Below are 20,790 nucleotides of genomic sequence, written 5' to 3' on the forward strand. Positions count from 1 at the left end.
AGAAAACCCATGGCCGAGATCAAGGATCCGGAAAACACGATCATCCTGGAGACCACCAAGGGCAAGGTCGTCATCGAGCTTCTGCCTGACGTCGCTCCGGGGCACGTCGCCCGCATCAAGGAACTGGCCCGCGAAGGCGCCTATGACGGCGTGGTGTTCCACCGCGTGATCGAGGACTTCATGGCGCAGACCGGTGACGTCCAGTACGGCAAGACCGGCGGCGAGCACTTCAACCCGGCCCGCGCCGGCATGGGCGGCTCCTCCAAGCCGGACCTGAAGGCCGAATTCTCGAATGTCAGCCACGTTCGCGGCACCTGCTCGATGGCCCGCAGCCAGATGCCGAACTCGGCCAACTCGCAGTTCTTCATCTGCTTCACCGATGCCCCGTGGCTCAACAAGCAGTATTCTGTCTGGGGCCAGGTCATCGAAGGCATGGACAACATCGACAAGATCAAGCGCGGCGAACCGGTGCGCGATCCCGATACGATCGTCACGATGCGGGTTGCCGCAGACGCCTGATTTGCGCTAATGCACGGACCCGCCCCGGTCGCCAAATGCGCCGGGGCGGGTTTGCTTTTGTCTGAAGGTAACGATGCGCGTAGACCTGTTCGACTTCGACCTGCCGGAAACTTCGATTGCGCTGAGGCCGGCAAGCCCGCGCGACAGCGCCCGCATGCTCGTCGTTCGCCCCGATGATGCCGCGGTGCTCTCGGATCACGGCGTGCTCGATCTGCCCTCGTTCCTCAGAAAAGGCGATGCGCTGGTCTTCAACGATACCAAGGTGATCCCGGCGCAGCTCGAGGGCATTCGCCGCCGCGCCGAAGAGATTGTCACGCAGGTTTCGCTGACGCTGCATATGCGGGTCGCACCTGATTGCTGGAAGGCTTTCGCCCGCCCGGCCCGTCGCCTCAAGGTCGGCGACCGCATTGCCTTCGGCCACGGCGGCTCGAGCTGCCTTCTCGGAACGCTCGACGCAACCGTCGAGGAAAAGGGCGATGCCGGCGAAGTGACGCTGCGTTTCGATCTCTCCGGTCCCGCGCTCGACGAGGCGATCATGGCGGTCGGTCACATTCCGTTGCCGCCCTACATCGCCTCCAAGCGTGCCGAGGATGCGCAGGACCGCGCCGACTACCAGACCATGTATGCCCGCGAGGAGGGCGCCGTTGCGGCGCCGACCGCCGGTCTGCATTTCACCGACCGTCTTTTCGCCAAGCTCGACGAGGCCGGCATCGAGCGACACTTCGTGACGCTGCATGTGGGCGCCGGCACCTTCCTGCCGGTCAAGGCGGATGACACCGACGATCACGTGATGCATCAGGAGATCGGCCATGTCGACGCCCGCACCGCCGAGAAGCTCAATGCCGTCAAGGCGAGGGGCGGGCGCATCGTCTGCGTCGGCACGACCTCGCTGCGGCTGATCGAAAGCGCCACGTCGGAAGACGGCGTGGTCAAGCAATGGTCCGGCCCGACTGGCATTTTCATCACGCCCGGCTACCGCTTCCGCGCCGTCGACATGCTGATGACGAACTTCCATCTGCCGAAATCGACGCTGTTCATGCTGGTTTCGGCCTTCTCAGGCCTGGAGACGATGCGTGATGCCTATAGGCACGCGATCGAGACCGGCTACCGCTTCTATTCCTATGGCGACGCCAGCCTGCTTTTCCGGAAAAACTAGATGACCGAGACCTTCCAGTTCAAGCTACACAAGACCGACGGCAAGGCCCGCCGCGGCGAGGTTTCCATGCCGCGCGGCACGATCCGGACGCCGGCCTTCATGCCCGTCGGCACGGTCGGCACGGTCAAGGCGATGTATCTCGACCAGGTGAAGGATCTCGGCGCCGACATCATTCTCGGCAACACCTACCATCTGATGCTGCGCCCGGGTGCCGAGCGCGTCGCGCGGCTCGGTGGCCTGCATGGCCTGATCCGTTGGCAGGGACCGATCCTGACCGATAGCGGCGGTTTCCAGGTCATGTCGCTCGCCGGTCTGCGCAAGCTCGACGAACAGGGCGTCACCTTCAAGAGCCATGTCGACGGCGCGCTCTTCCATATGTCGCCGGAGCGCTCGATCGAGATTCAAGGGTTGCTCGACAGCGATATCCAGATGCAGCTCGACGAATGCGTGGCGCTGCCGGCGGAGCCTAAGGAAATCGAACGCGCGATGGAAATGTCGCTGCGCTGGGCCGAACGCTGCAAGGTCGCCTTCGGCGACCAGCCGGGCAAGGCGATGTTCGGCATCGTCCAGGGCGGCGACATTCCGAAGCTGCGCGAACGCTCGGCCGAAGCGCTGAAGGGCCTCGACCTCAAGGGTTATGCGGTCGGCGGCCTTGCCGTCGGCGAGCCGCAGGAGGTGATGTTGCGCATGCTCGACATTACCTGCCCGATCATGCCCGTGGACAAGCCGCGCTATCTGATGGGCGTCGGTACGCCCGACGACATCCTGCGCTCGGTGGCCGAAGGCATCGACATGTTCGACTGCGTGATGCCGACCCGCTCGGGACGCCATGGTCTCGCATTTACCCGCCACGGCCGCATCAATCTGCGCAATGCCCGCCACGCCGAAGACATGCGGCCGCTCGACGAGCAGTCCTCGTGCCCGGCGACGCGCGACTATTCGCGTGCCTACCTGCACCACCTGATCCGCTCGAACGAATCGCTCGGCGGCATGCTCCTGAGCTGGAACAACCTGGCCTACTATCAGGAACTGATGGCCGGCATTCGCCTGGCGATCGACGAGGGCCGCTTCGCCGACTTCATGGCCGAGACCCAGGAGACCTGGCGGCGAGGGGACCTGCCGCCAGTCTGAGGCGGGGCAACCCCTTACGAGTGGCTCAGATCGCCGGACCCGGCGCTTGCTGCAGGATCATCACGCCATTGATCTTGTAGCTGCCATCCGGCTGCTTCAGGAGCTCGTAGACCGCCGTCCAGTCCTTGCCGTCGGGGGCGGAAATCAGCACTTCCTGTAGCACCTGATCCCCCACCACTTTCGACCGGCCAAAGGCGAAGTTGCCGGGCCGGTAGACGGGTTGATAGCCACGCTTGACCATGTCGAAGAAGGTCGCCTTGTCGGGAAATTTTCCGCGGATGGCCGGCGAGGCGAAAGAATAGGCAGCCTCCGCATCGTCGTGCAGGAACGCCGCGATCTGCTGCTGGATGATCGCCCGCGCCGTATCGACGGGCTCGTCTGCGAAGGCGGCCCCGCCGCCGGCCAACGGAGCCACCAGGCCAAACGCAACAACAAAGCTCCTGAACATCGCCGTCCTCCCTTATTGCAATCAACGACCATAGGGCAGCCATGCCGCTTGGAAACGGGGGTCTTCGGCAGAGAAATGGTTACGGGTTCTCTTTCCTTGAAAGAGTTGTGTTTAAATTCAATGCGATGATAGAAATTCATAATAAACTGAATTAAATATCATAAGTTAGTGATATTCGTGAATATGGGCGCGCCGGCCGACAGGCGGCAAGTCGAAGAGACCCCGCCGCTCCTGGAACAGCGGGTCGAACTGAAAGCCGGCCGTTTCGATCGCGCGGGGTTCACCGGAACGTTGCGTCAAGCCAGTCGCGCCATTTCGGTTCGCTGTTGGCCGCACGCGCCCTTGCGTCATCTCCGTAGAAATAGAGCGCAATGCTCGCATTGGTGCCATCGCCGCGAGAATAGGTTCCGATCAGCGCGATGCCGGCGGCGGGGGCGTTCAAACGCAAGAGCAGATAGCGCTGCCTGGCGTCCTGTTGAACACGCTCGACGATGCCGGCAAGGCGCTCCGGCTGTGGCGGCGTGGTCCGCTCTTCGCCGACATTCGCGGCGGCAAGCCCCAGTGCTTCGGTCAGGCGCGCCCAGACCCCGGTCTCCGGTTCCTTGGTTCGCGCCATGGCGAAGCAGCTTGCTGCATTCTCGCCGGCAAAGTGCGCAAGATAGATCTGCAAGACCTCGAAGAACGCCGGCCAGCCGCCCTCGAAGCCTTCCAGCTGGTCGTCCCAGTCGTCGGTCGAGGAAAACAGCGAGTGCACCATGCGCAGCACGCAGCGATCGCCGGAGCGCGCCGTGACGGTGATTTCCGTTGCAACCGGCGGCGCGCCTTCGCTCCATTCACGCTCGACATAGGCAAAGCGGGCAGGTGGTTCCCAGTGCGTTACCTCGCCGGACGAACCACCGTTCGGCCCGAAGTCGAAGGCGATCTTGCCGCCGACCCGCTCGTCGATCTCCGTCTTGGTGAACCAGGCACTGTTGCCGTTGCCGGTCGCGATCGCCTGCCAGGCCTCTTCGGGCGAGCCCGGTACGATCAGTTCCATTTCCACCCAGCGCTTTCCGCTGCCATCCTTCTTGATCGGCATGAGATATCCTTTCAGGAGTTGGTGTCGTCGGGGTCGCCGTTGCCTTCTGTCACGTCATTTGGTGCAGGATAGGAGGCGATGATGAGCCGATGCGGTCGTGCGGCAGGCGTGCTTTCGTCGTGGTAGCGCGCGGCAAGCGCGGTCACCGCCTGGGCGAGATCGGCGGTAAAGGCGGTACGCTCTGTCGGCGACCGAAATTTGATCACGGTGTCGATCGACAGTGTCGCCAGCCGCTTGTCCTGTTGGCGGGCCTTGCGGAGCAGGCTGCCGACCTCACGGATCATGCGGGCCGCCAGTGCGACCAGATAGCTCGCAGACAGGCGATCGTTGCTCCGTCCTGGATCGGCCGCGATCGGTCCCAGCGCTGCGGGCGAAACCACATAGGACGTGGCCGTCGCAACCATCAGCCGCTCGGTCAGGCCGCCCCAGCGGCGTTCCTCCGCCGGTTCGATCAGCTTGTGTTCTTCAAGCGCCCGCAGGTGATAGTTGACCTTCTGACGCGTCAGCCCCACACGGCCAGCCAGCGCCGCTGCAGAAGCAGGCGTGGCAAGTTCCGCCAGCAAGCGGGCCTTGATCGGCTCCAGGGCAAGGGCTGCGGCAGCCGGTGCGTCTATGACATCGAGATCGAGCATGGCGTGATTGTCGCCTTGACAATTTTTTTTGTCAAGGCGACAAATGCCCGTCATGAGGGTAGGGGCGGTGTGTTCAGCACGGAGAAGCCGCAAAGTTCTCATCGATTGAGCCGGACGAATGCTCAGAGTTTGACTGTGAGCACTTCGCGCATCATGTGATGGAAACCATGCAGCCAACGATCCGCCGCGCCACCGCCGCCGACCATGAGCGCCTGGAGGCGCTCCAGCGCCTCGCATCGTTGGCGACCGGCGAACACCATCAGGAACTGCTCGACAATCCTGCCGTCTTCGGCATCGCGGCCGAAAACATTGCCCATTCGCTCGTCGCCGAACTGGACGGCGAGGTGGTCGGATTTTGCACCGTGTTGCCGACATCGGCCGATGTTGCGGAAGTCGATGCCGTCTTCATAGATCCCAAAACCTGGCGACGGGGCATCGGGCGCATGCTGCTGATTGAGGCGGAACGACGGGCCGCACAGTCCGGCATCCGCACTTTGGGCGTAACATCCGGTGGCCATGCGGTTTCGTTCTACCAAGCTCTCGGTTTCCGGTTGTCGGGAACAGAGATGACGGATTTCGGGCCCGCGGATCGGTTGACGAAGGACATCGGGGAAACGAATCCCGGCCAGGTTGCGCATAGAGCCGGCTGAAAGCCGCTGAAAACCGGGCAGGGGTCTTCGGTGCGGCCTGGCAACCACCGCTATAGTCCAGATAGTATTGATCCATTCAGGGTGGTGTTCACGGGCGAGGATCGGAATGCGCCGATGACGACAAAGACGATCGATGTCTATCATCCCCGAACCGTCTCACATCTGGGTCAGTGGGAGATCGGCGATCTCAAGCTCAAAATCTATGGCCTTCTTGCTGGAGGTGCGACCATCGATGGGCCGATGGTGCTGTTGGCTCAATCGATCGTGCGCCAGGACGTGCTTCAGCGCGTTCGCGACGAGGGTGACAGCAATGGCATGGGTTTTGTGATCATTCACCCCGGCACACTTGGCCTTTCCATCTCTGTTCACTGGTGGATCCAGGGCTCGGTTCTGTGTCAGCACAACTACCTGAGGCTGTATTCGTCCTCTGAGCCGATGGATGCGGCAAGGAGGCCGGTCATCGCCTGTGTTTGGGAATTGGCTCTGATCAATGCCGAGCAGGAAACCTGGCGAAAGACAATGATGAAAAGTGCTCCTGATCCATCGGCTTACATGGGAGAGCATTTTGCGCTTGAGACGGTCTGACAGCCGGATGCGGATGCTGTTGAGGATGGCGTTGATCTGAACCATTACGTTTTCATCGACGGTCCTGTGATGAAAGCGTTTCGTCGAAGCTGCACTCGAAAACCAGCCGCGCATCTTTCTTTCGAGAAAGGCAAAGTCGCGAGGACGGAAATAAACCGTGTCCAGAAGATGTTGCAGTTCCATGCGCGCTACGGAACGAGTTCTCCGTGCGGCGAAAATCGCTAGAGAGCAATTCTGTCCGCAAGTTCGCTGGTCATCAGAATCCGGGGAGAGTGACATTCCAACTTTGCAGGATCAGGACACTTTAACTTTGCGGCTACACAGAACGATCGCATAAGATAGATTATGGAACTATCGTATGCGCCGGAAAAGATGGATTGCGGCTGATCCTTGGTTTGCCGACCTTGACCCGGCCTGTCCAGCCTGCTTAGCGTTCCCGCATCGAAGCACCACTTTCAAGGCCAGATGTGATGAGCGAATTGCGCGTTCTTTCAGATGCTTTCATTCCGGAACTGCCAAACCGCTACAAAGGCAAGGTTCGCGAAAACTACGACCTGCCCGACGGCAACCGCATCATCATCGCGACGGACAGGCTCAGCGCCTTCGACGTCATCCTGACCTCGATCCCGAACAAGGGTCACGTCTTGACCCAGACGGCGCGCTACTGGTTCGAGGAAACCGCCGACATCTGCCCGAACCACGTCGTCAGCTACCCGGACCCCAATGTCGTCATCGGCAAGCGGCTCGACATCTTACCGGTAGAGGTCGTCGTGCGCGGCTATCTGGCCGGTACCACCAACACCTCGATCCTGACGAAGTACCGCAACGGCGAGCGCGAGATGTACGGCATCACCTTGCCGGACGGCATGCGCGACAATGAGAAGCTGCCGCAGCCGATCATCACGCCCACGAGCAAGGCGTTCGACGGCGGCCACGACGAGCCGCTGTCGGCCGAAGCGATCCTCGAGCAAGGACTGCTGACGAAGGAACAGCTTGACACGGTCTGGGCCTATGCGCTGGCTCTCTTCGCCCGCGGCCAGCAGCGCGCCGCCGAGCGCGGTCTGATCCTCGTCGACACCAAGTACGAGTTCGGAACGGACGAAAACGGCACGATCATTCTCGCCGACGAGATCCATACGCCCGACAGCAGCCGCTATTGGATCGCCGACAGCTACGAAGAGAGTTTCAAGCGTGGCGAACGCCCCAGGAGTTTCGACAAGGATTTCGTGCGCGCTTGGGTCACTGAGCGCTGCGACCCTTACAAGGATCCGATCCCGGAAATCCCGGTCGATCTCATCGAGCAGACCTCGGCGGTCTACATCGAAGCCTTCGAGAAGATTACCGGCCAGCGCTTCGTTGCGGATCTTTCGGGTGCCACGGTGCTCGACCGCATCCGCGCCAATCTTGCACCATATTTCTCCAAGTAAGTCAGTATATTAGAGATAAATTCTAATCTGAATTACGAGTTGGAATTCCGGACTTCGACGTCGAATTCGAGCCGCATCAGGTCGTATGCCGGCTCGATATGATCGGGTGTTTCGCCTTGCACCGTGTCGTAGTCGAGCGGCACATGCATGTGCGTCAGCACCGCCCGCTTCGGGTCGAAGCGCTTTATCCAGCCGAGCGACTGGACCAGCGACAGATGGCTTGGGTGGAACTTGTACTGCAGCGTGTCGATCACCAAAAGGTCGAGACCGCCGAGCTTGGCGATGGTCTCAGTGGGAAAATCGCTGACATCGCTGCAATAGGCAAAGTCGCCGACGCGAAATCCGAGCGAGTGGATATTGCCGTGGAACTGCATCAGCGGCTGGAACACGATCGGCCCGCCGGCGCCCGATATCACCACCGGCGACAGGTCGTCGGCAATGATGTGCGGCTCGACGATCGGCGGATAGCCGCTGCCCGGTGGTGATTCCAGGCAATAGCCAAACCCCTCGCGAATACGGCCCATCGTATAGGCATCGGCCCAGATCGGCACGCGCCTGCGGTTCTCGATGACGAAGCCCCTGAGGTCGTCGATGCCATGCAGGTGGTCGGCATGGGAATGGGTGTAGATCACTGCATCGATGTGACGGACATTGGCCGCGACCATCTGCGCGCGAAAATCCGGACCCGTGTCGATGACGACGGTGGTCTTGCCGCCATCGGGCCCCGTCTGCTCGACGAGTAGTGCTGCGCGCATGCGCCTGTTTTTCGGATTTTCGGGATTGCAGGCGCCCCAGTCGCCGGTGATGCGCGGGACGCCGGGCGACGAGCCGCAGCCGAGAATGGTGAAGGTGCGCCGGAACGCCACCACGTCAGAGCCTCGGCATCTTCGAGAAGACGCGGAACGCGTTGTCCGTCGTGATCGTCGCGATTTCCTCTGTGCTGACGCCGATCGTCTCGGCGAGCACGGCGGCCGTATGGGCCACGTAAGCCGGCTCGTTGCGCTTGCCTCGGAACGGCTTCGGCGCGAGATAGGGCGCGTCGGTCTCGACGATCATCCGGTCGTGCGGCACGGTCTTGGCGATTTCACGCAACTCTTCGGATTTCGGGAAAGTCAGGATGCCCGAAAAGGAGACGTAGCCGCCGAGTTCCACGCCGATACGGGCAAGCTCGGGACCGGAAGAGAAGCAGTGCAGAAGGAAAGGGAAGGCCCCCTTCCCTGTCTCCTCGGTCAGGATCGCCGCCATGTCCTCGTCGGCCGAGCGGCTGTGAATGACAAGCGGGAGCCCGGTCACGCGGGCAGCGGCAATGTGACGACGCAGGCCCTCGACCTGGGCCTCGCGCGGCGCATTGTCATAGAAGTAATCAAGACCCGCCTCCCCGATCGCCACCACTTTCGGATGGGCCGAAAGCCGCACGAGATCTTCGGTGGTGATATCAAGCTCCTCGTCCGCATTGTGCGGATGAGTGCCGACGGAACAGAAGACGTTCGGATAGGCCTCGGCGATCGCAAGGATCGTCTCGAACCGCTTCACCCGGGTCGAGATAGTGATCATCTGCTCGACACCGGCCTCGTGCGCCCGCGCGACGATGGCGTCACGCTCCGCTTCGAAATCGGGGAAGTCCAGATGGCAATGGGTATCGATCAGCATGCTCAAAATGCCTTACTGCGCTTCCGGTGCCACATAGCGCGGGAAGACCGGCTTCGGCGCCTCGAGCGGCGTGCCCGAGACGAGGCGTCCTGCCTCGCCAAGCGCTGCGAAGTCGCGCTTGTCGGCGGGTGCGGCCACGAGGTCGAGCAGCTTTGCCGAGGATTCCGGCATGAACGGCTGCAGCAGGATGGCGATCTGGCGCACGACTTCCGCGGTCACATAAAGCACCGTGCCCATGCGCGCCGGATCGGTCTTCTTCAGAGCCCAGGGCTCCTGGCCGGCGAAGTAGCGGTCCGTCTCCGAGACGACGGCGATGATCGCCGCCAGCGCCCGGTGGATCATCTGCTTGCCCATCTCGTCACGGGTGATTTCGTGCAGCGCGTCGGCGGCAGCCAGCATCGCCTTGTCCTCGTCGGTCAAGGGACCGCAGACCGGGACCTGGCCGTCGCAGTTCTTGACGATCATCGACAGCGAGCGGCTCGCCAGGTTGCCGATGCCGTTGGCAAGGTCGGAGTTGATGCGGGTCGCGATCCCCTCCTCGCTGTAGCTGCCGTCCTGGCCGAAGGAGACTTCGCGCAGGAAGAAGTAGCGAATCTGGTCGAGGCCGAAATGTTCGACGAGATTGAACGGATCGACGACGTTGCCGAGCGACTTCGACATCTTCTCGCCCTTGTTGAGCAGGAAGCCGTGGGCAAAGACGCGCTTGGGCAGCGGCAGGCCGGCCGACATCAGGAAGGCCGGCCAGTAGACCGCGTGGAAGCGGATGATGTCCTTGCCGATCACATGGATGTTTGCCGGCCAGAACTTGGCGCGCGGCCCTTGCGGATTGTCGAGATAGCCGGTCGCGGTGATGTAGTTGGTGAGTGCGTCGACCCAGACATACATGACGTGCGCCGGATCGTTCGGAACCTTGATGCCCCAGTCGAAGGTCGTGCGCGAGACCGATAGATCCTTGAGGCCGGACTTCACGAAGGAAATCACCTCGTTGCGGCGCTCGGCCGGACCGATGAAGTCAGGGTTTTCCTCGTAGTGTTTCAAGAGCTTGTCCTGATACTCGGACAGCTTGAAGAAGTAGCTCTGCTCCTCCACCCACTCGACCGGCGTTCCCTGCGGGCCATAGCGCACGCCATCGTCGCGCAGCTCGGTCTCGTTTTCCTGGTAGTAGGCCTCGTCGCGCACCGAATACCAGCCGGCGTAGGAGTCCTTGTAGAGGTCGCCCGCCTCGCCCATGCGGATCCAGATGTCCTGCGACGCTTGATGGTGGCGCGGCTCGGTCGTGCGGATGAAATCGTCGTTGGACGCGTTGAGCACCACGGCCATCTTCTGAAATTCCGCCGAATTGCGGTCGGCAAGCTCCTGCGGCGTCACGCCTTCCTTGCGCGCCGTCTGCTGCATCTTCTGGCCGTGCTCGTCCGTGCCGGTCAGGAAGAACACGTCACGCCCATCGAGGCGCTGGTAGCGCGCCATGGCATCCGTCGCGATCAGTTCATAGGCGTGGCCGATATGCGGCTTGCCGTTCGGGTAGGAAATCGCTGTCGTGATGTAGAAGGGGGACGTGTCTCTCATAGGCGGATTCGATCTATCTCGGATTAAGCTACGCACGCTCTTAGCGCATACGCTCCAAGGAAGAAACATGCGATCCGTGAAAAGCCCGGCTGGAGCGGTCTCCGCCATGGCCCTCCTCCTTGCGCGAACTTCGGGCTCGGACTAGAACAAAACGGAAACAATGAAGAGGGAATGAGTCGTGCTGGATCGACTTGGCAGCCAATTTGAAACCGCGTCTGCCGGCTATGCCGCCACGCATGGGATCGAGCGTGATCCCGACTGGTTCATTCTGAAGATGCAGGAGGAGATGGGTGAGCTGACCCAGGCCTGGAACAAGCTCAGCGGTCGCGGGCGGTCCCAGGGGAAATCGCCGGACGACCTCCGGGCCCAGATGGCCGACGAGACAGCAGACCTTCTCGGACATGTCCTGCTCTTCGCCCAGCATCACAAGCTCGACCTCCACGCGGCGATCGAGCGCAAGTGGCGCTTCCGGCCGGCGCTATAGCGCCGCCTTCATGTCGTCGAGCAACGACAGGATGGTTTGTTTCCGGTCCAGATTATAAGCGTCGCTGACGGTCAGTCGCTCGCTCACGGAGGCCGAAAGCCGCGCGAAGCGTTCGGCGCGCATGATATCGCCGGAAACGGCCGCCTCCCGCGCCTCGCGCATGATGCGGTCGCTGGCAAGCGCCTGGAAAAAATCGAAGATCGTTTCGCTGTCCTTGCCGGCGAGGACGTCTGCGAGCTTGTGCATGTCCTTGCGGACAGCCGGTCCCTGCCCTGCAAGGATCCCCTCGAACGTCGCCGCGATTTCCAGGCCGCCGTAATTGATCAGTTTCAGGGCCTCGGCGACGCTGCCGCTGGCGGCAGCGATGATGCGCCCGGCCTCTTCGCCCGCAAGATCGAAGCCGAGATGCGCCAATGCCTGGCCGAGCGGTGCTGCGTCGAGCGGCTTCAGCCGCAGCGGCAGGCAACGCGAGCGGATCGTCGGCAGCAATTTTCCGGGCGCATGCGTCAGCACCAGGAACAGCGATCGGCGCGGCGGCTCCTCGAGGATCTTCAGGATCGCGTTGGCCGCGTTGCGGTTGAGGTCGTCGGCCGGATCGATGATGACGATGCGCCAGTTGCCGGTGCCCGATGTCTGGCTGAAGAACTTGCCGGCGCGGCGCACTTCGTCGACGGTGATCGCCCCCTTCGCCCGTCCAGTCTTTTCATCGATCGGACGGGTGAGGTGCAGGAGATTGTGCGAGGCGCCCGAGGCGAGCTGCCTGCCGATCGCAGAGCTCGGGTCCGGGTCGGCAAGCGTTTCAGGCGCATCGGCCGGTTCGGGATGGTTGAGGATGTGGTGGGCAAAGCGGAAGGCAAGCGTCGCCTTGCCGATCCCCTCCGGCCCTTCGATCAGGATCGCGTGGTGGCCCTTGCCGGAGCGATAGCTCTGCGCCAGGAAGGCTTCCGCCTGCTCGTGGCCGAACAGGCGATTGTTCTCCACGGGCGCGATGGCGCCATCGAGGACCCCGGCTCTTTCGCTCATGATACGACTTCCTTGGTTGAGGCGTTCGTACCGTCGCCCTGCGGCAGGAGGCCTTCGACCAGCGAAAGCACCGCGGCGGCAATCGCCTCGACCGGTTGCGTCGCGTCCACCACTCGGCACCGCTCGGAATCGCGCCTGGCGATGTCGAGGAAGGCATCGCGCCGCTTCTCGTGGGTCTCCAGTTGTTCCTTTTCGAAACGATCGGGATTGTCGTCGCCGGCACGGCGTTGCGCCCGCTCGAGGCCGACGCTGGCCGGCAGGTCGAAAATGACCGTCCGGTCCGGAACCACGCCATTGATCGCCACGCGCTCCAGGGTCTCGACGAAGCTCGGTTCCAGATTGCCGGTGATGCCCTGGTAGACGCGCGAGGAATCCATGAAGCGGTCGCACAGCACGATGATGCCCTTCTCCAGCGACGGCCGGATGACCTCTTCGACATGGTCGCTGCGGGCCGCGGCAAAGAGAATCGCCTCCATCCTGACCCCGAAGGCCTCCGCCGCACCGGACAGCAGGACGTGGCGTACCGCTTCGGCGCCGGGCGATCCGCCAGGCTCGCGCGTCGTCAGCACGTCATAGCCGCGGGCGCGCAGGGAATCGGCCAGCAGGCGGAGCTGCGTCGACTTGCCGGCACCTTCCCCACCTTCAAATGTTACGAACAGACCTTTTTTCAGCGACACCATGCTTTCCCGTATCGGCATGCGACCCCGGTCAAGATGATCTCAGATCGAATCGACCTGAGGTCACCGTGACCGGTTCCAATAAGCTAGAGCGGGATGCGGGCGGAAAACCGCAAACACTTTTCCTCATTCCGCTCCGGTTCTGTTTAACCGATTGGTCCTCCGGGCGAAACCATCAGGTGGCGATTTGAAGAGGCATTCAAGGGCTTGCTGCTCAGAGCCAGAAGAAAAGCAGTTCCTGCAGCGCGTCGACCGCGCGGCTCGTCAGCGTCCCCTGCCCGACCGCACTGGCCGTCTTGACCGGAACCTCGCGCAACAGCTTCTCGCCATTCCACAATTTAACGACGCCGACCTCGGTTCCGGCCGTGACGGGTGCGCGCAGGGGCCACTTGTAGACGATGCGCGCCGTCAGCCGTTCGGGATTGTTGACCGGCAGCAGCACGTCGACCGGTCCGCTGGCCACCAGCGCGACGTGGGATGCATCGCCGCCATAGACGGCCGCCTCGCCGATCGATTCGCCGTCGGTGAAGATCCGCTTCCTTTCGAAAGCCGTCATCGCCCAATCGAGGACCCTGCGGCTCTCTTCGATGCGATCCTTGTCGGTTTCAAGACCACCCATCGCCAGGTAGACGCGGCGGTCACCACGCTGCAACGACGCGGCGAGCGAGAAGCCGAAGCCTTCGGCAAAGCCCGTCGCCAGACCGTCCACGCCGATATTGGCTGAAATCAGCGGGTTCTTGTTGCGTTGGAGGATCTTGTTCCATTCGAATTCCGGCTGCGAATAGAGCCGGTAGAGATCCGGATGCGCCTCGTGCAGATGGCGGACGAGCGTCACCAGCTCGCTCATCGTGATCTTGTTGCCCGGGTCGGGCAGCCCAGTCGCGTTGCGGAACGTCGCAACCGGCATGCCGAGTTCGCGCGCCCGCGCCGTCATGCGCTCGGCAAAGGCGCCTTCGCTGCCGGTCATGCCTTCGGCGAGAATGATGCAGGCGTCATTGGCAAGCTGAACCGCCACGCCCTGCAGGAGATCGGCGACCCTGATGCGCGATTTCAGTGCGGCAAACATCGTCGAGGTGCCGGCCGGCGCGCCGCCGGTCCTCCAGGCGTGCTCGGACACGTCGTACAGGGTTTCGGGCGAAATCTCGCCCTTGCCGAGCGCCTCGGCGACGACTTCCATCGTCATCAGCTTGGCAAGCGAGGCTGGCGGGATCGGCTGGTTTTCGGCGCGCGAGAAAAGCACCGTGCCGGTTTCGGCATCGACAAGCAGGACCTGTTTTGCCTTGGTGTCGAAGGTGGCAGCCGGCGTTTGCGCGAATGCGGCGCCGGCAAACAACGCAACGCCCAGGAAAGCGGCCGAAAGCATCTTCATGCGCATGGGAAACTCCGGTTTCCCCTCGGGCATAGCAGCGTGGTCATTTTGGCACAACGCCGAGAACTGTTAACGGGCCGAACCGCTTGTCTTCTGGCGCTTGGCGTAGTCGACGATCACCTGTGGTGTCAGTTGCTTCCTGTCGACCATGATCGCTTCGAACGGCGATTCGGCGTCGCTGACGCGAACTTCGTAGTAGGCGGCTGCGTAGCCCATGTTGCCGCCGGGCATCGGAATGTACTCCGGACGCTCGCGCGGGATCGGGCCGATTTCCGGCAGCATGACGAATTCGTTGAACGACGCCGGCTGCTGGGCAAACTGCGGCACGGGCGCTGCCATCGCCGTCACCGGTTCGTTGACGTCGAGCGACGCCTTTGCCGGAACGGTGATGGTGCCGAGGCTCTGATTGCGGAACGGCTCGTTCGAGGCGACCATCACGCCGGTCGCGATCTGCCCTTCGGGCATCACGCTCGGGCCGCGCTGGCCCTTCTCGACATAGGACGCCATCAGATAAGGCATGTCGTTGCCTTCGAGCGGCGCGCGGCCGACATATTGCACCCGCACATTGGCGCTGCCCTTGCGCTTGATGTCGAGCATGTCCGCCGTCTTCGAGGAAACGTCGATGATGCGGCCGTATTCGTAGGGGCCGCGATCGTTGACGCGCACGATGACCGAGGTGCCGTTTTCCATGTTGGTAACGCGGGCATAGCTCGGCAGCGGGAAGGTCGGATGGGCGGCCGAAAGATGCGCCTTGTCGTAGACTTCGCCATTGGCGGTCAGGCGCCCGTGAAAGGCCGAGCCGTACCAGGAAGCCATGCCCGTCTTGTTGTAGCCGAAATCTTCCTTCGGCTGGTACCACTTGCCCTTGACCTGATAGGCCTTGCCGACCTGAAAGCGGCCACCGCCCTTGGGGATATTGTTGCCGGTGGCAACGCGCGGGCTCGCCTTCACGCCATAGACGGATTCAGGAAAGTACTCCTTGCTCCGCGCGGTTTTTTTGGTGTTCGATGTCGATCCACAGGCCGCAAGCGTTACGCAAAGCGCCGGAATCACTGCAAGGCGCAGTCCCTTGACCAGATATGCCGCATTTTTACTGGAGGTCATCTGTCCCACAACATCGATCGAATAAGCCGTACTCGAAACCTTCCGCTTACCCCCAGCGGAAATCTCGGCGTCCCGAAACGGAACAGTGTGTATTCATGACATCATCAAGGCGAAAATGCGAACTCATCCACAGGTCCGCGCCGCATTTCGCGCGTTATGGTTTATGAATGGTTACCATTGCGGGCGCCGCCGGCGGCCCTCCGATGCGGCCGAGAAAATCGCGTCGGGGCGCATGTTAGGTGTTGCCAAGAGCCTGGGCTTCGCGCAATAACGCCCTGCCCGGCAGGCGCGCTTGCGCCGCTTCAGGCAAGGACAGGTGGCCGAGTGGTTTAAGGCTCTGGTCTTGAAAACCAGCGTACGGGAAACCGTACCGTGGGTTCGAATCCCACCCTGTCCGCCACTCTTCCTTTTCTTAACCCACCAGTTGTCGAACCGACGAGATGGGACTACCTTACGCGGCGTAATGGCGGTGCCAAGTCCTTTGGGAGCGGGATCGACATGCGCGTCAAAGATGTAATGACGACTGTTGTCGTCAAGCTGTCCCCTGACAACAGTGTCAGACAAGCAGCCCGGATCATGCTCGATAATCATGTCAGCGGCCTCCCCGTCGTCGACGATGCGGGTGTTCTCGTCGGCATTCTCAGTGAGGGGGATCTCATCCGGCGCACGGAGCTCGGTTGGGGTGGCCCGACTGCGGCCGATGCGACGCTCGCCGCAGATGAACGCGCTCACGCCTATGTACGGCGCTCCTCCTGGCGCGTTGGCGACGCCATGACGGCCAATCCCGTGACAATTGACGAGCATGCGCCGATCGGGCGGGTTGCGGCACTGATGCAGGATCGTGGGATCAAGCGCGTTCCGGTGCTTCGCGACGGCCGACTGATCGGGATCGTCAGCCGCGCCGACCTGTTGCAGGCGATCTTGTCAGCCAAGCAAGACGACACGGCTGCCGGCGATGATGCGATCCGCCGCAGCATTCTCATTCGACTTGGCGAGAACACAGGCCTCGAAGGACTGGATATCAAGGTCGCGGTGTCCGACGGCGTGGTGCATCTGTGGGGCAATGTCGAGACCGACGATTGCCGCAGGGCTGCACGGATCCTGGCCGAGGGGGTGCGTGGCGTCAGGGGGGTGGTGGAGCACTATTCGGAACCCTACCCGCAATAGCATCGAAGCGAGACGATCGCGGGTCGCGCGTCTCCTCGACGCCTTGCCCGCGATCTTGAACCGGCACGAATGATCCCTGTTGTTGCCGAGCGTAGGAGCGGCGCTTCGAGCGCCGGGCAACTGCGGCGACCTTGCAAACGGACGGCATGAATGCGGCGTGCAGGACAGCAAGCCGGGAACATTCTCAGAGACAAGTCTTTTCGATCGGGAGGCCCAGATGGTTACGCCTGAAACAGCATCGATGAACGAGACAGCATCCGCCAAATCGACTTCACCGTTGTCCTCGGACGAGCTCCGCCTGATAGACGCCTATTGGCGTGCTTCGAACTATCTGTCCGTCGGGCAGATCTACCTGCTCGACAATCCGCTTCTGCGCCAGCCGCTGAAGCGCGAGCACATCAAGCCGCGTCTGCTCGGCCATTGGGGAACGTCGCCGGGCCTCAACATGCTCTACGTGCATCTCAACCGCGTGATCAAGCGCGACGATCTCAATATGGTCTATGTGATCGGTCCGGGGCACGGTGGGCCGTCGCTGGTGGCGCATGCCTATCTGGAAGGCACCTATAGCGAGGTCTATCCGAACATCGCCGAGGACGCCGAGGGCATGCAGAAGCTCTTCAAGCAGTTCAGTTTCCCCGGCGGCATTCCGAGCCACGTGGCGCCGGAAACGCCAGGCAGCTTCCATGAGGGTGGCGAACTGGGCTATGCGCTCAGCCACGCCTACGGCGCCGCCTTCGACAATCCCGATCTGGTCGTCGCCTGCATCGTCGGCGATGGCGAGGCCGAGACCGGGCCGCTTGCGACCAGCTGGCAGAGCAACAAGTTCTTGAACCCTGCCCGCGACGGCTGCGTGCTGCCGATCCTGCATCTGAACGGCTACAAGATCGCCAATCCCTGTTTCCTCGCCCGCATTCCGCACGAAGAGCTCAAGAAGTTCTTCGAGGGCATGGGCTACAAGCCCTATTTCGTCGAAGGGCATGACCCGCAAGCGGTGCACCAGCAACTGGCCGGCGTGCTCGATACGGCGATGGCCGAGATCCGGCAGATCTGGGACGACGCTCGCGTCAGGGGCAATCTCAAGCGGCCCGCCTGGCCGATGATCGTCTTTCGTACGCCCAAGGGCTGGACCTGCCCCGCGGAAATCGACGGCAAGAAATGCGAGGACTACTGGCGCTCGCACCAGGTGCCGATGGGCGAGATGGACAAGCCCGAGCACATTCGCATCCTGGAACAATGGATGAAGAGCTACCGGCCCGACGAGCTCTTCAGCAACGAAGGTCGGTTGAAGCCCGAGATCGCAGCGCTCGCGCCATCAGGCCATCGCCGCATGAGCGACAATCCGCACGCCAATGGCGGGCTGCTGCTACGCGACCTGAAGATGCCGGCGTTCCGGGACTATGCCGTCGACGTGCCGCGTCCCGGCGCAACGACGGTGGAAGCGGCCCGGGTGATGGGCAAGTTCCTGCGCGACGTGATGAAAAACAACATGGATGCGAAGAACTTCCGCCTGTTCAGCCCGGACGAAAACAACTCCAACCGCTGGCAGGATGTGCTCGAGGTCACCAATCGCTGCTACATGGCCGAGATCTATCCGGAGGACGACCACCTGTCACCGGACGGGCGGATCATGGAGGTCTTGAGTGAACACCAGTGCCAGGGCTGGCTCGAAGGCTATCTCTTGACCGGGCGTCACGGCTTCTTCTCCTGTTACGAAGCCTTCATCCACATCATCGATTCCATGTTCAACCAGCACGCCAAATGGCTGAAGGTCTGCAACGAAATCCCCTGGCGCCGGCCGGTGGCGTCGCTGAACTACTTCCTCAGCTCCCATGTCTGGCGACAGGACCATAACGGCTTCAGCCACCAGGATCCGGGCTTCATCGACCACGTCGTCAACAAGAAGGCAGAGGTGGTTCGCGTCTACCTGCCACCGGATGCCAACACGCTGCTGTCTGTCACCGACCATTGCCTGCGCAGCCGCAACTACATCAACGTCGTCGTCGCCGGCAAACAGCCCGGGCCGCAATGGCTGACGATGGAGCAGGCCGTGCGTCATTGCAGCATGGGCGTGAGCATATGGGACTGGGCAAGCAACGATGCCAACAGCGAGCCGGATGTCGTCATGGCCTGCTGCGGCGACGTTCCGACGCTGGAAACACTGGCTGCGGTGCAATTGCTGCGCGAGCACCTGCCGGAGGTGAAGGTGCGCGTCGTCAACGTCGTCAACCTGATGAAGCTGCAGCCGGCGGAAGAGCACCCGCATGGTCTCTCCGACCGGGATTTCGATGGCATCTTCACGCGCGACAAGCCGATCATCTTCGCCTTCCACGGCTATCCCTGGCTGATCCATCGCCTCACCTACCGGCGCACCAACCACGGCAACCTGCATGTTCGCGGCTACAAGGAAGAAGGCACGACGACGACGCCCTTCGACATGGTGGTGCTCAACGAGCTCGACCGATTCCATCTCGCCGGCGATGCTATTGACCGCCTGCCGCAGCTCGGCGCCCGCGCTGCCTATTTCAAGCAGGCGATCCAGGCCAAGCTGATCGAGCATCGGGAGTATATCGAGAAGCACGGCGACGACATGCCGTCGATCAGCGGCTGGAAGTGGGGCCTCAAGGACGCGCAGCAGGCGAAGCCGACGACGTCGACCGAAGGCGACAATGTCTAGGGACCGTATCGCGTCGGGGTGATCGCCCTGCCCCGGTCTCCCGGGCATGCGAGCCGCTCCGCAAGGAGCGTCTCGCTCCATTCGTTTTCGGAGCCAACTCGCAACTGCGGCGCGCTGCCATGTCGGAATTGCTGTCGACAGATCCCGAACTGAACCGGATGCCGACCGAGCAGGATCTTGCCCGGTTGCAGTTCACGACGCTGCTCTATTATCTCCACTGCACCAACCCGGACAACGGCTTGGTGCGTGACAAGACGCAGGAAGACGCACCCGCAAGCATCGCCGCGGTCGGCATGGCGCTCGCGACGATCCCGGTGCTGGTCGAGCGCGGCATCGTCATTCGCAAGTTCGCCGCAAAGATCGCGCGTCGGCGGCTGCAGTTTCTCCTTGAGTGCCCGCAAGGGCCGGAGCCCGACGCCTCCGGCTACAAGGGCTTCTTCTACCACTTTCTCGACATCGAGACCGGCCGGCGCGTGTGGGAGTGCGAGCTTTCGACGATCGACTCCGCCTTCCTGTTTGCGGGTGCCCTGACCGTCGCCGCCTATTTTGACGGCGATGGCGCCGAGGAAGCCGAAATCCGCCGACTGGCCAACGCGCTTTATGAGCGCGCCGACTGGAACTGGGCCTGCGACCACGGGCTGACGCTCACCCATGGCTGGCGGCCGGAAAACGGCTTCATCCCCTATCGTTGGCGTGGCTACGACGAGGGACTGCTGCTCTATATCCTCGGTCTCGGCTCGCCCACCCATCCGCTGCCGCCGGAGGCCTATGCCGCCTATACCGAGAGTTACGACTGGCGGAACCTCTACGGGCGCGAGCTGCTCTATTCGGGACCGCTTTTCACCCACCAGCTCTCGCATATGTGGATCGATTTCCGCGGCATCCGCGACGAATTCATGCGCGAGCACAACAGCGACTACTTCCAAAACAGCCGGCACGCGACCTTCGTCCAGCAGGAATATGCCATTCGCAATCCGCTGAATTTCGTCGGCTATGGCGAACATTGCTGGGGTTTCACGGCAAGCGACGGTCCGGGCTGGACCAAGCGTACCGTGAACGGCGTCGAGCGGGAGTTCTTCGACTATATCGCCCGCGGAGCGCCCTTCGGTCCAGATGACGGCACCGTGTCGCCCTGGGCGGTCGTCGCTTCCCTGCCGTTTGCACCAGAGATCGTCATCCCGACAGTCTGGAACTGCGCCCGCATGAATCTCGGCATGACCCGGCTTTACGGCTTCAAGCCCTCCTTCAATCGGAGCTTTCCGGTGGAAGGAACCGATTCCGGCTGGTGGGTCAGCCCCTACCATTTCGGCATCGACCAGGGGCCCGTGGTGCTGATGATCGAGAACTACAGGACCGGTTTGCTCTGGAACATCATGCGCCGCTGCGAGCCGCTGGTGGTGGGTTTGCGGCGGGCAGGCTTTTCCGGCGGTTGGCTCTGACGGCCACAGCA

General features: G+C 62.3%; 20 protein-coding genes and 1 tRNA gene. 11 read left to right on the forward strand and 10 right to left on the reverse strand.

Annotated elements, in window-relative coordinates:
- Positions 1-9 precede the first annotated feature (9 nt).
- The 3 genes from C1A35_RS09245 to tgt all read left to right on the forward strand — a co-directional run bounded on the left by C1A35_RS09245 (position 10) and on the right by tgt (position 2,806).
- On the forward strand, positions 10-519 hold the full coding sequence (locus C1A35_RS09245) for a peptidylprolyl isomerase (protein ID WP_034791362.1): 510 nt from the start codon (positions 10-12) through the stop codon (positions 517-519).
- Positions 520-592: 73 nt separating this feature from the next.
- Positions 593-1,675 (forward strand): tRNA preQ1(34) S-adenosylmethionine ribosyltransferase-isomerase QueA, encoded by a 1,083-nt coding sequence (queA, locus tag C1A35_RS09250; RefSeq protein WP_104664045.1) that lies wholly within the window; start codon positions 593-595, stop codon positions 1,673-1,675.
- A complete protein-coding gene (tgt, locus tag C1A35_RS09255; RefSeq protein ID WP_104664046.1) occupies positions 1,676-2,806 on the forward strand; it encodes a tRNA guanosine(34) transglycosylase Tgt in 1,131 nt (376 codons plus the stop codon).
- A 25-nt stretch (positions 2,807-2,831) separates the two neighbouring features.
- Here the strand turns inward: tgt and C1A35_RS09260 are convergent, their stop codons facing one another.
- From C1A35_RS09260 to C1A35_RS09270, 3 genes are all read right to left on the reverse strand, one after another.
- Positions 2,832-3,254 carry a DUF4864 domain-containing protein gene (locus C1A35_RS09260; protein ID WP_104664047.1) on the reverse strand — a complete coding sequence of 141 codons (423 nt, stop codon included), beginning with the start codon at positions 3,252-3,254 and terminating at the stop codon, positions 2,832-2,834.
- Between the two features lie 280 nt (positions 3,255-3,534).
- Positions 3,535-4,332: an SRPBCC family protein gene (locus tag C1A35_RS09265; protein ID WP_104664048.1), complete on the reverse strand. Its 798-nt coding sequence runs from the start codon at positions 4,330-4,332 to the stop codon at positions 3,535-3,537.
- An 11-nt stretch (positions 4,333-4,343) separates the two neighbouring features.
- Entirely contained in the window at positions 4,344-4,964 is a 621-nt protein-coding gene (locus C1A35_RS09270) for a helix-turn-helix domain-containing protein (RefSeq protein WP_104664049.1), read from the reverse strand.
- Between the two features lie 167 nt (positions 4,965-5,131).
- Between C1A35_RS09270 and C1A35_RS37260 the strand changes: the two genes are divergently transcribed.
- The 3 genes from C1A35_RS37260 (at position 5,132) to C1A35_RS09285 (ending at position 7,626) form a co-directional block, all read left to right on the forward strand.
- Positions 5,132-5,614, forward strand: coding sequence for a GNAT family N-acetyltransferase (locus C1A35_RS37260; RefSeq protein WP_158665029.1), 483 nt, complete (start codon positions 5,132-5,134; stop codon positions 5,612-5,614).
- Between the two features lie 114 nt (positions 5,615-5,728).
- Positions 5,729-6,199, forward strand: coding sequence for a hypothetical protein (locus C1A35_RS09280; RefSeq protein ID WP_104664051.1), 471 nt, complete (start codon positions 5,729-5,731; stop codon positions 6,197-6,199).
- Between the two features lie 479 nt (positions 6,200-6,678).
- On the forward strand, positions 6,679-7,626 hold the full coding sequence (locus C1A35_RS09285; protein ID WP_104664360.1) for a phosphoribosylaminoimidazolesuccinocarboxamide synthase: 948 nt from the start codon (positions 6,679-6,681) through the stop codon (positions 7,624-7,626).
- A 32-nt stretch (positions 7,627-7,658) separates the two neighbouring features.
- Here C1A35_RS09285 and C1A35_RS09290 read toward each other — a convergent pair whose 3' ends face one another.
- The 3 genes from C1A35_RS09290 to metG are packed head-to-tail and all read right to left on the reverse strand — an operon-like array spanning position 7,659 to position 10,842.
- Positions 7,659-8,492 carry an MBL fold metallo-hydrolase gene (locus tag C1A35_RS09290; protein WP_104664361.1) on the reverse strand — a complete coding sequence of 278 codons (834 nt, stop codon included), beginning with the start codon at positions 8,490-8,492 and terminating at the stop codon, positions 7,659-7,661.
- Positions 8,493-8,496: 4 nt separating this feature from the next.
- The gene (locus C1A35_RS09295) at positions 8,497-9,276 is read right to left on the reverse strand and encodes a TatD family hydrolase (protein WP_104664052.1); all 780 of its coding nucleotides are present in this window, start codon (positions 9,274-9,276) and stop codon (positions 8,497-8,499) included.
- Between the two features lie 12 nt (positions 9,277-9,288).
- Positions 9,289-10,842 (reverse strand): methionine--tRNA ligase, encoded by a 1,554-nt coding sequence (metG, locus tag C1A35_RS09300; protein WP_104664053.1) that lies wholly within the window; start codon positions 10,840-10,842, stop codon positions 9,289-9,291.
- Positions 10,843-11,020: 178 nt separating this feature from the next.
- Between metG and C1A35_RS09305 the strand changes: the two genes are divergently transcribed.
- Positions 11,021-11,326 (forward strand): pyrophosphatase, encoded by a 306-nt coding sequence (locus C1A35_RS09305; protein WP_104664054.1) that lies wholly within the window; start codon positions 11,021-11,023, stop codon positions 11,324-11,326.
- Here the strand turns inward: C1A35_RS09305 and C1A35_RS09310 are convergent.
- The 4 genes from C1A35_RS09310 to C1A35_RS09325 form a co-directional block, all read right to left on the reverse strand.
- Entirely contained in the window at positions 11,321-12,349 is a 1,029-nt protein-coding gene (locus C1A35_RS09310) for a DNA polymerase III subunit delta' (protein ID WP_440271513.1), read from the reverse strand. The two genes, C1A35_RS09305 and C1A35_RS09310, sit on opposite strands and share 6 nt — an antisense overlap.
- Entirely contained in the window at positions 12,346-13,026 is a 681-nt protein-coding gene (tmk, locus tag C1A35_RS09315) for a dTMP kinase (RefSeq protein WP_440271516.1), read from the reverse strand. Before tmk ends, C1A35_RS09310 begins: the two co-directional genes overlap by 4 nt.
- Before the next feature lie 214 nt (positions 13,027-13,240).
- Complete coding sequence (locus C1A35_RS09320; RefSeq protein ID WP_104664056.1) at positions 13,241-14,401, reverse strand: D-alanyl-D-alanine carboxypeptidase family protein; 1,161 nt, start codon at positions 14,399-14,401, stop codon at positions 13,241-13,243.
- Positions 14,402-14,464: 63 nt separating this feature from the next.
- Positions 14,465-15,499: a septal ring lytic transglycosylase RlpA family protein gene (locus C1A35_RS09325; protein WP_104664363.1), complete on the reverse strand. Its 1,035-nt coding sequence runs from the start codon at positions 15,497-15,499 to the stop codon at positions 14,465-14,467.
- A 310-nt stretch (positions 15,500-15,809) separates the two neighbouring features.
- Here C1A35_RS09325 and C1A35_RS09330 point away from each other — a divergent pair.
- The 4 genes from C1A35_RS09330 (at position 15,810) to C1A35_RS09345 (ending at position 20,779) form a co-directional block, all read left to right on the forward strand.
- A tRNA-Ser gene (locus tag C1A35_RS09330) sits at positions 15,810-15,899 on the forward strand.
- Positions 15,900-15,997: 98 nt separating this feature from the next.
- Entirely contained in the window at positions 15,998-16,666 is a 669-nt protein-coding gene (locus C1A35_RS09335) for a CBS domain-containing protein (protein WP_104664057.1), read from the forward strand.
- Positions 16,667-16,883: 217 nt separating this feature from the next.
- On the forward strand, positions 16,884-19,340 hold the full coding sequence (locus C1A35_RS09340) for a phosphoketolase family protein (RefSeq protein WP_199772897.1): 2,457 nt from the start codon (positions 16,884-16,886) through the stop codon (positions 19,338-19,340).
- A 119-nt stretch (positions 19,341-19,459) separates the two neighbouring features.
- Positions 19,460-20,779, forward strand: coding sequence for a glucoamylase family protein (locus tag C1A35_RS09345; RefSeq protein ID WP_104664059.1), 1,320 nt, complete (start codon positions 19,460-19,462; stop codon positions 20,777-20,779).
- Positions 20,780-20,790 lie beyond the last annotated feature (11 nt).

The sequence above is a fragment of the Ensifer adhaerens genome, from assembly GCF_002940685.1.
In the GTDB taxonomy this organism is placed as follows: Bacteria; Pseudomonadota; Alphaproteobacteria; order Rhizobiales; family Rhizobiaceae; genus Ensifer; species Ensifer adhaerens_E.

Excerpts from the sequence above, each read along its gene's own strand:
- C1A35_RS09260 (WP_104664047.1), bottom strand. The coding sequence starts at position 3,254 with ATGTTCAGGAGCTTTGTTGTTGCGTTTGGCCTGGTGGCTCCGTTGGCC.
- C1A35_RS09335 (WP_104664057.1), top strand. The coding sequence starts at position 15,998 with ATGCGCGTCAAAGATGTAATGACGACTGTTGTCGTCAAGCTGTCCCCT.
- C1A35_RS09295 (WP_104664052.1), bottom strand. The coding sequence starts at position 9,276 with ATGCTGATCGATACCCATTGCCATCTGGACTTCCCCGATTTCGAAGCG.
- C1A35_RS09280 (WP_104664051.1), top strand. The coding sequence starts at position 5,729 with ATGACGACAAAGACGATCGATGTCTATCATCCCCGAACCGTCTCACAT.
- C1A35_RS09245 (WP_034791362.1), top strand. The coding sequence starts at position 10 with ATGGCCGAGATCAAGGATCCGGAAAACACGATCATCCTGGAGACCACC.
- C1A35_RS09265 (WP_104664048.1), bottom strand. The coding sequence starts at position 4,332 with ATGCCGATCAAGAAGGATGGCAGCGGAAAGCGCTGGGTGGAAATGGAA.
- tgt (WP_104664046.1), top strand. The coding sequence starts at position 1,676 with ATGACCGAGACCTTCCAGTTCAAGCTACACAAGACCGACGGCAAGGCC.
- C1A35_RS09325 (WP_104664363.1), bottom strand. The coding sequence starts at position 15,499 with ATGACCTCCAGTAAAAATGCGGCATATCTGGTCAAGGGACTGCGCCTT.
- metG (WP_104664053.1), bottom strand. The coding sequence starts at position 10,842 with ATGAGAGACACGTCCCCCTTCTACATCACGACAGCGATTTCCTACCCG.
- queA (WP_104664045.1), top strand. The coding sequence starts at position 593 with ATGCGCGTAGACCTGTTCGACTTCGACCTGCCGGAAACTTCGATTGCG.
- C1A35_RS09340 (WP_199772897.1), top strand. The coding sequence starts at position 16,884 with ATGGTTACGCCTGAAACAGCATCGATGAACGAGACAGCATCCGCCAAA.
- C1A35_RS09270 (WP_104664049.1), bottom strand. The coding sequence starts at position 4,964 with ATGCTCGATCTCGATGTCATAGACGCACCGGCTGCCGCAGCCCTTGCC.
- C1A35_RS09320 (WP_104664056.1), bottom strand. The coding sequence starts at position 14,401 with ATGCGCATGAAGATGCTTTCGGCCGCTTTCCTGGGCGTTGCGTTGTTT.
- C1A35_RS09345 (WP_104664059.1), top strand. The coding sequence starts at position 19,460 with ATGTCGGAATTGCTGTCGACAGATCCCGAACTGAACCGGATGCCGACC.
- C1A35_RS09310 (WP_440271513.1), bottom strand. The coding sequence starts at position 12,349 with ATGAGCGAAAGAGCCGGGGTCCTCGATGGCGCCATCGCGCCCGTGGAG.
- C1A35_RS37260 (WP_158665029.1), top strand. The coding sequence starts at position 5,132 with ATGCAGCCAACGATCCGCCGCGCCACCGCCGCCGACCATGAGCGCCTG.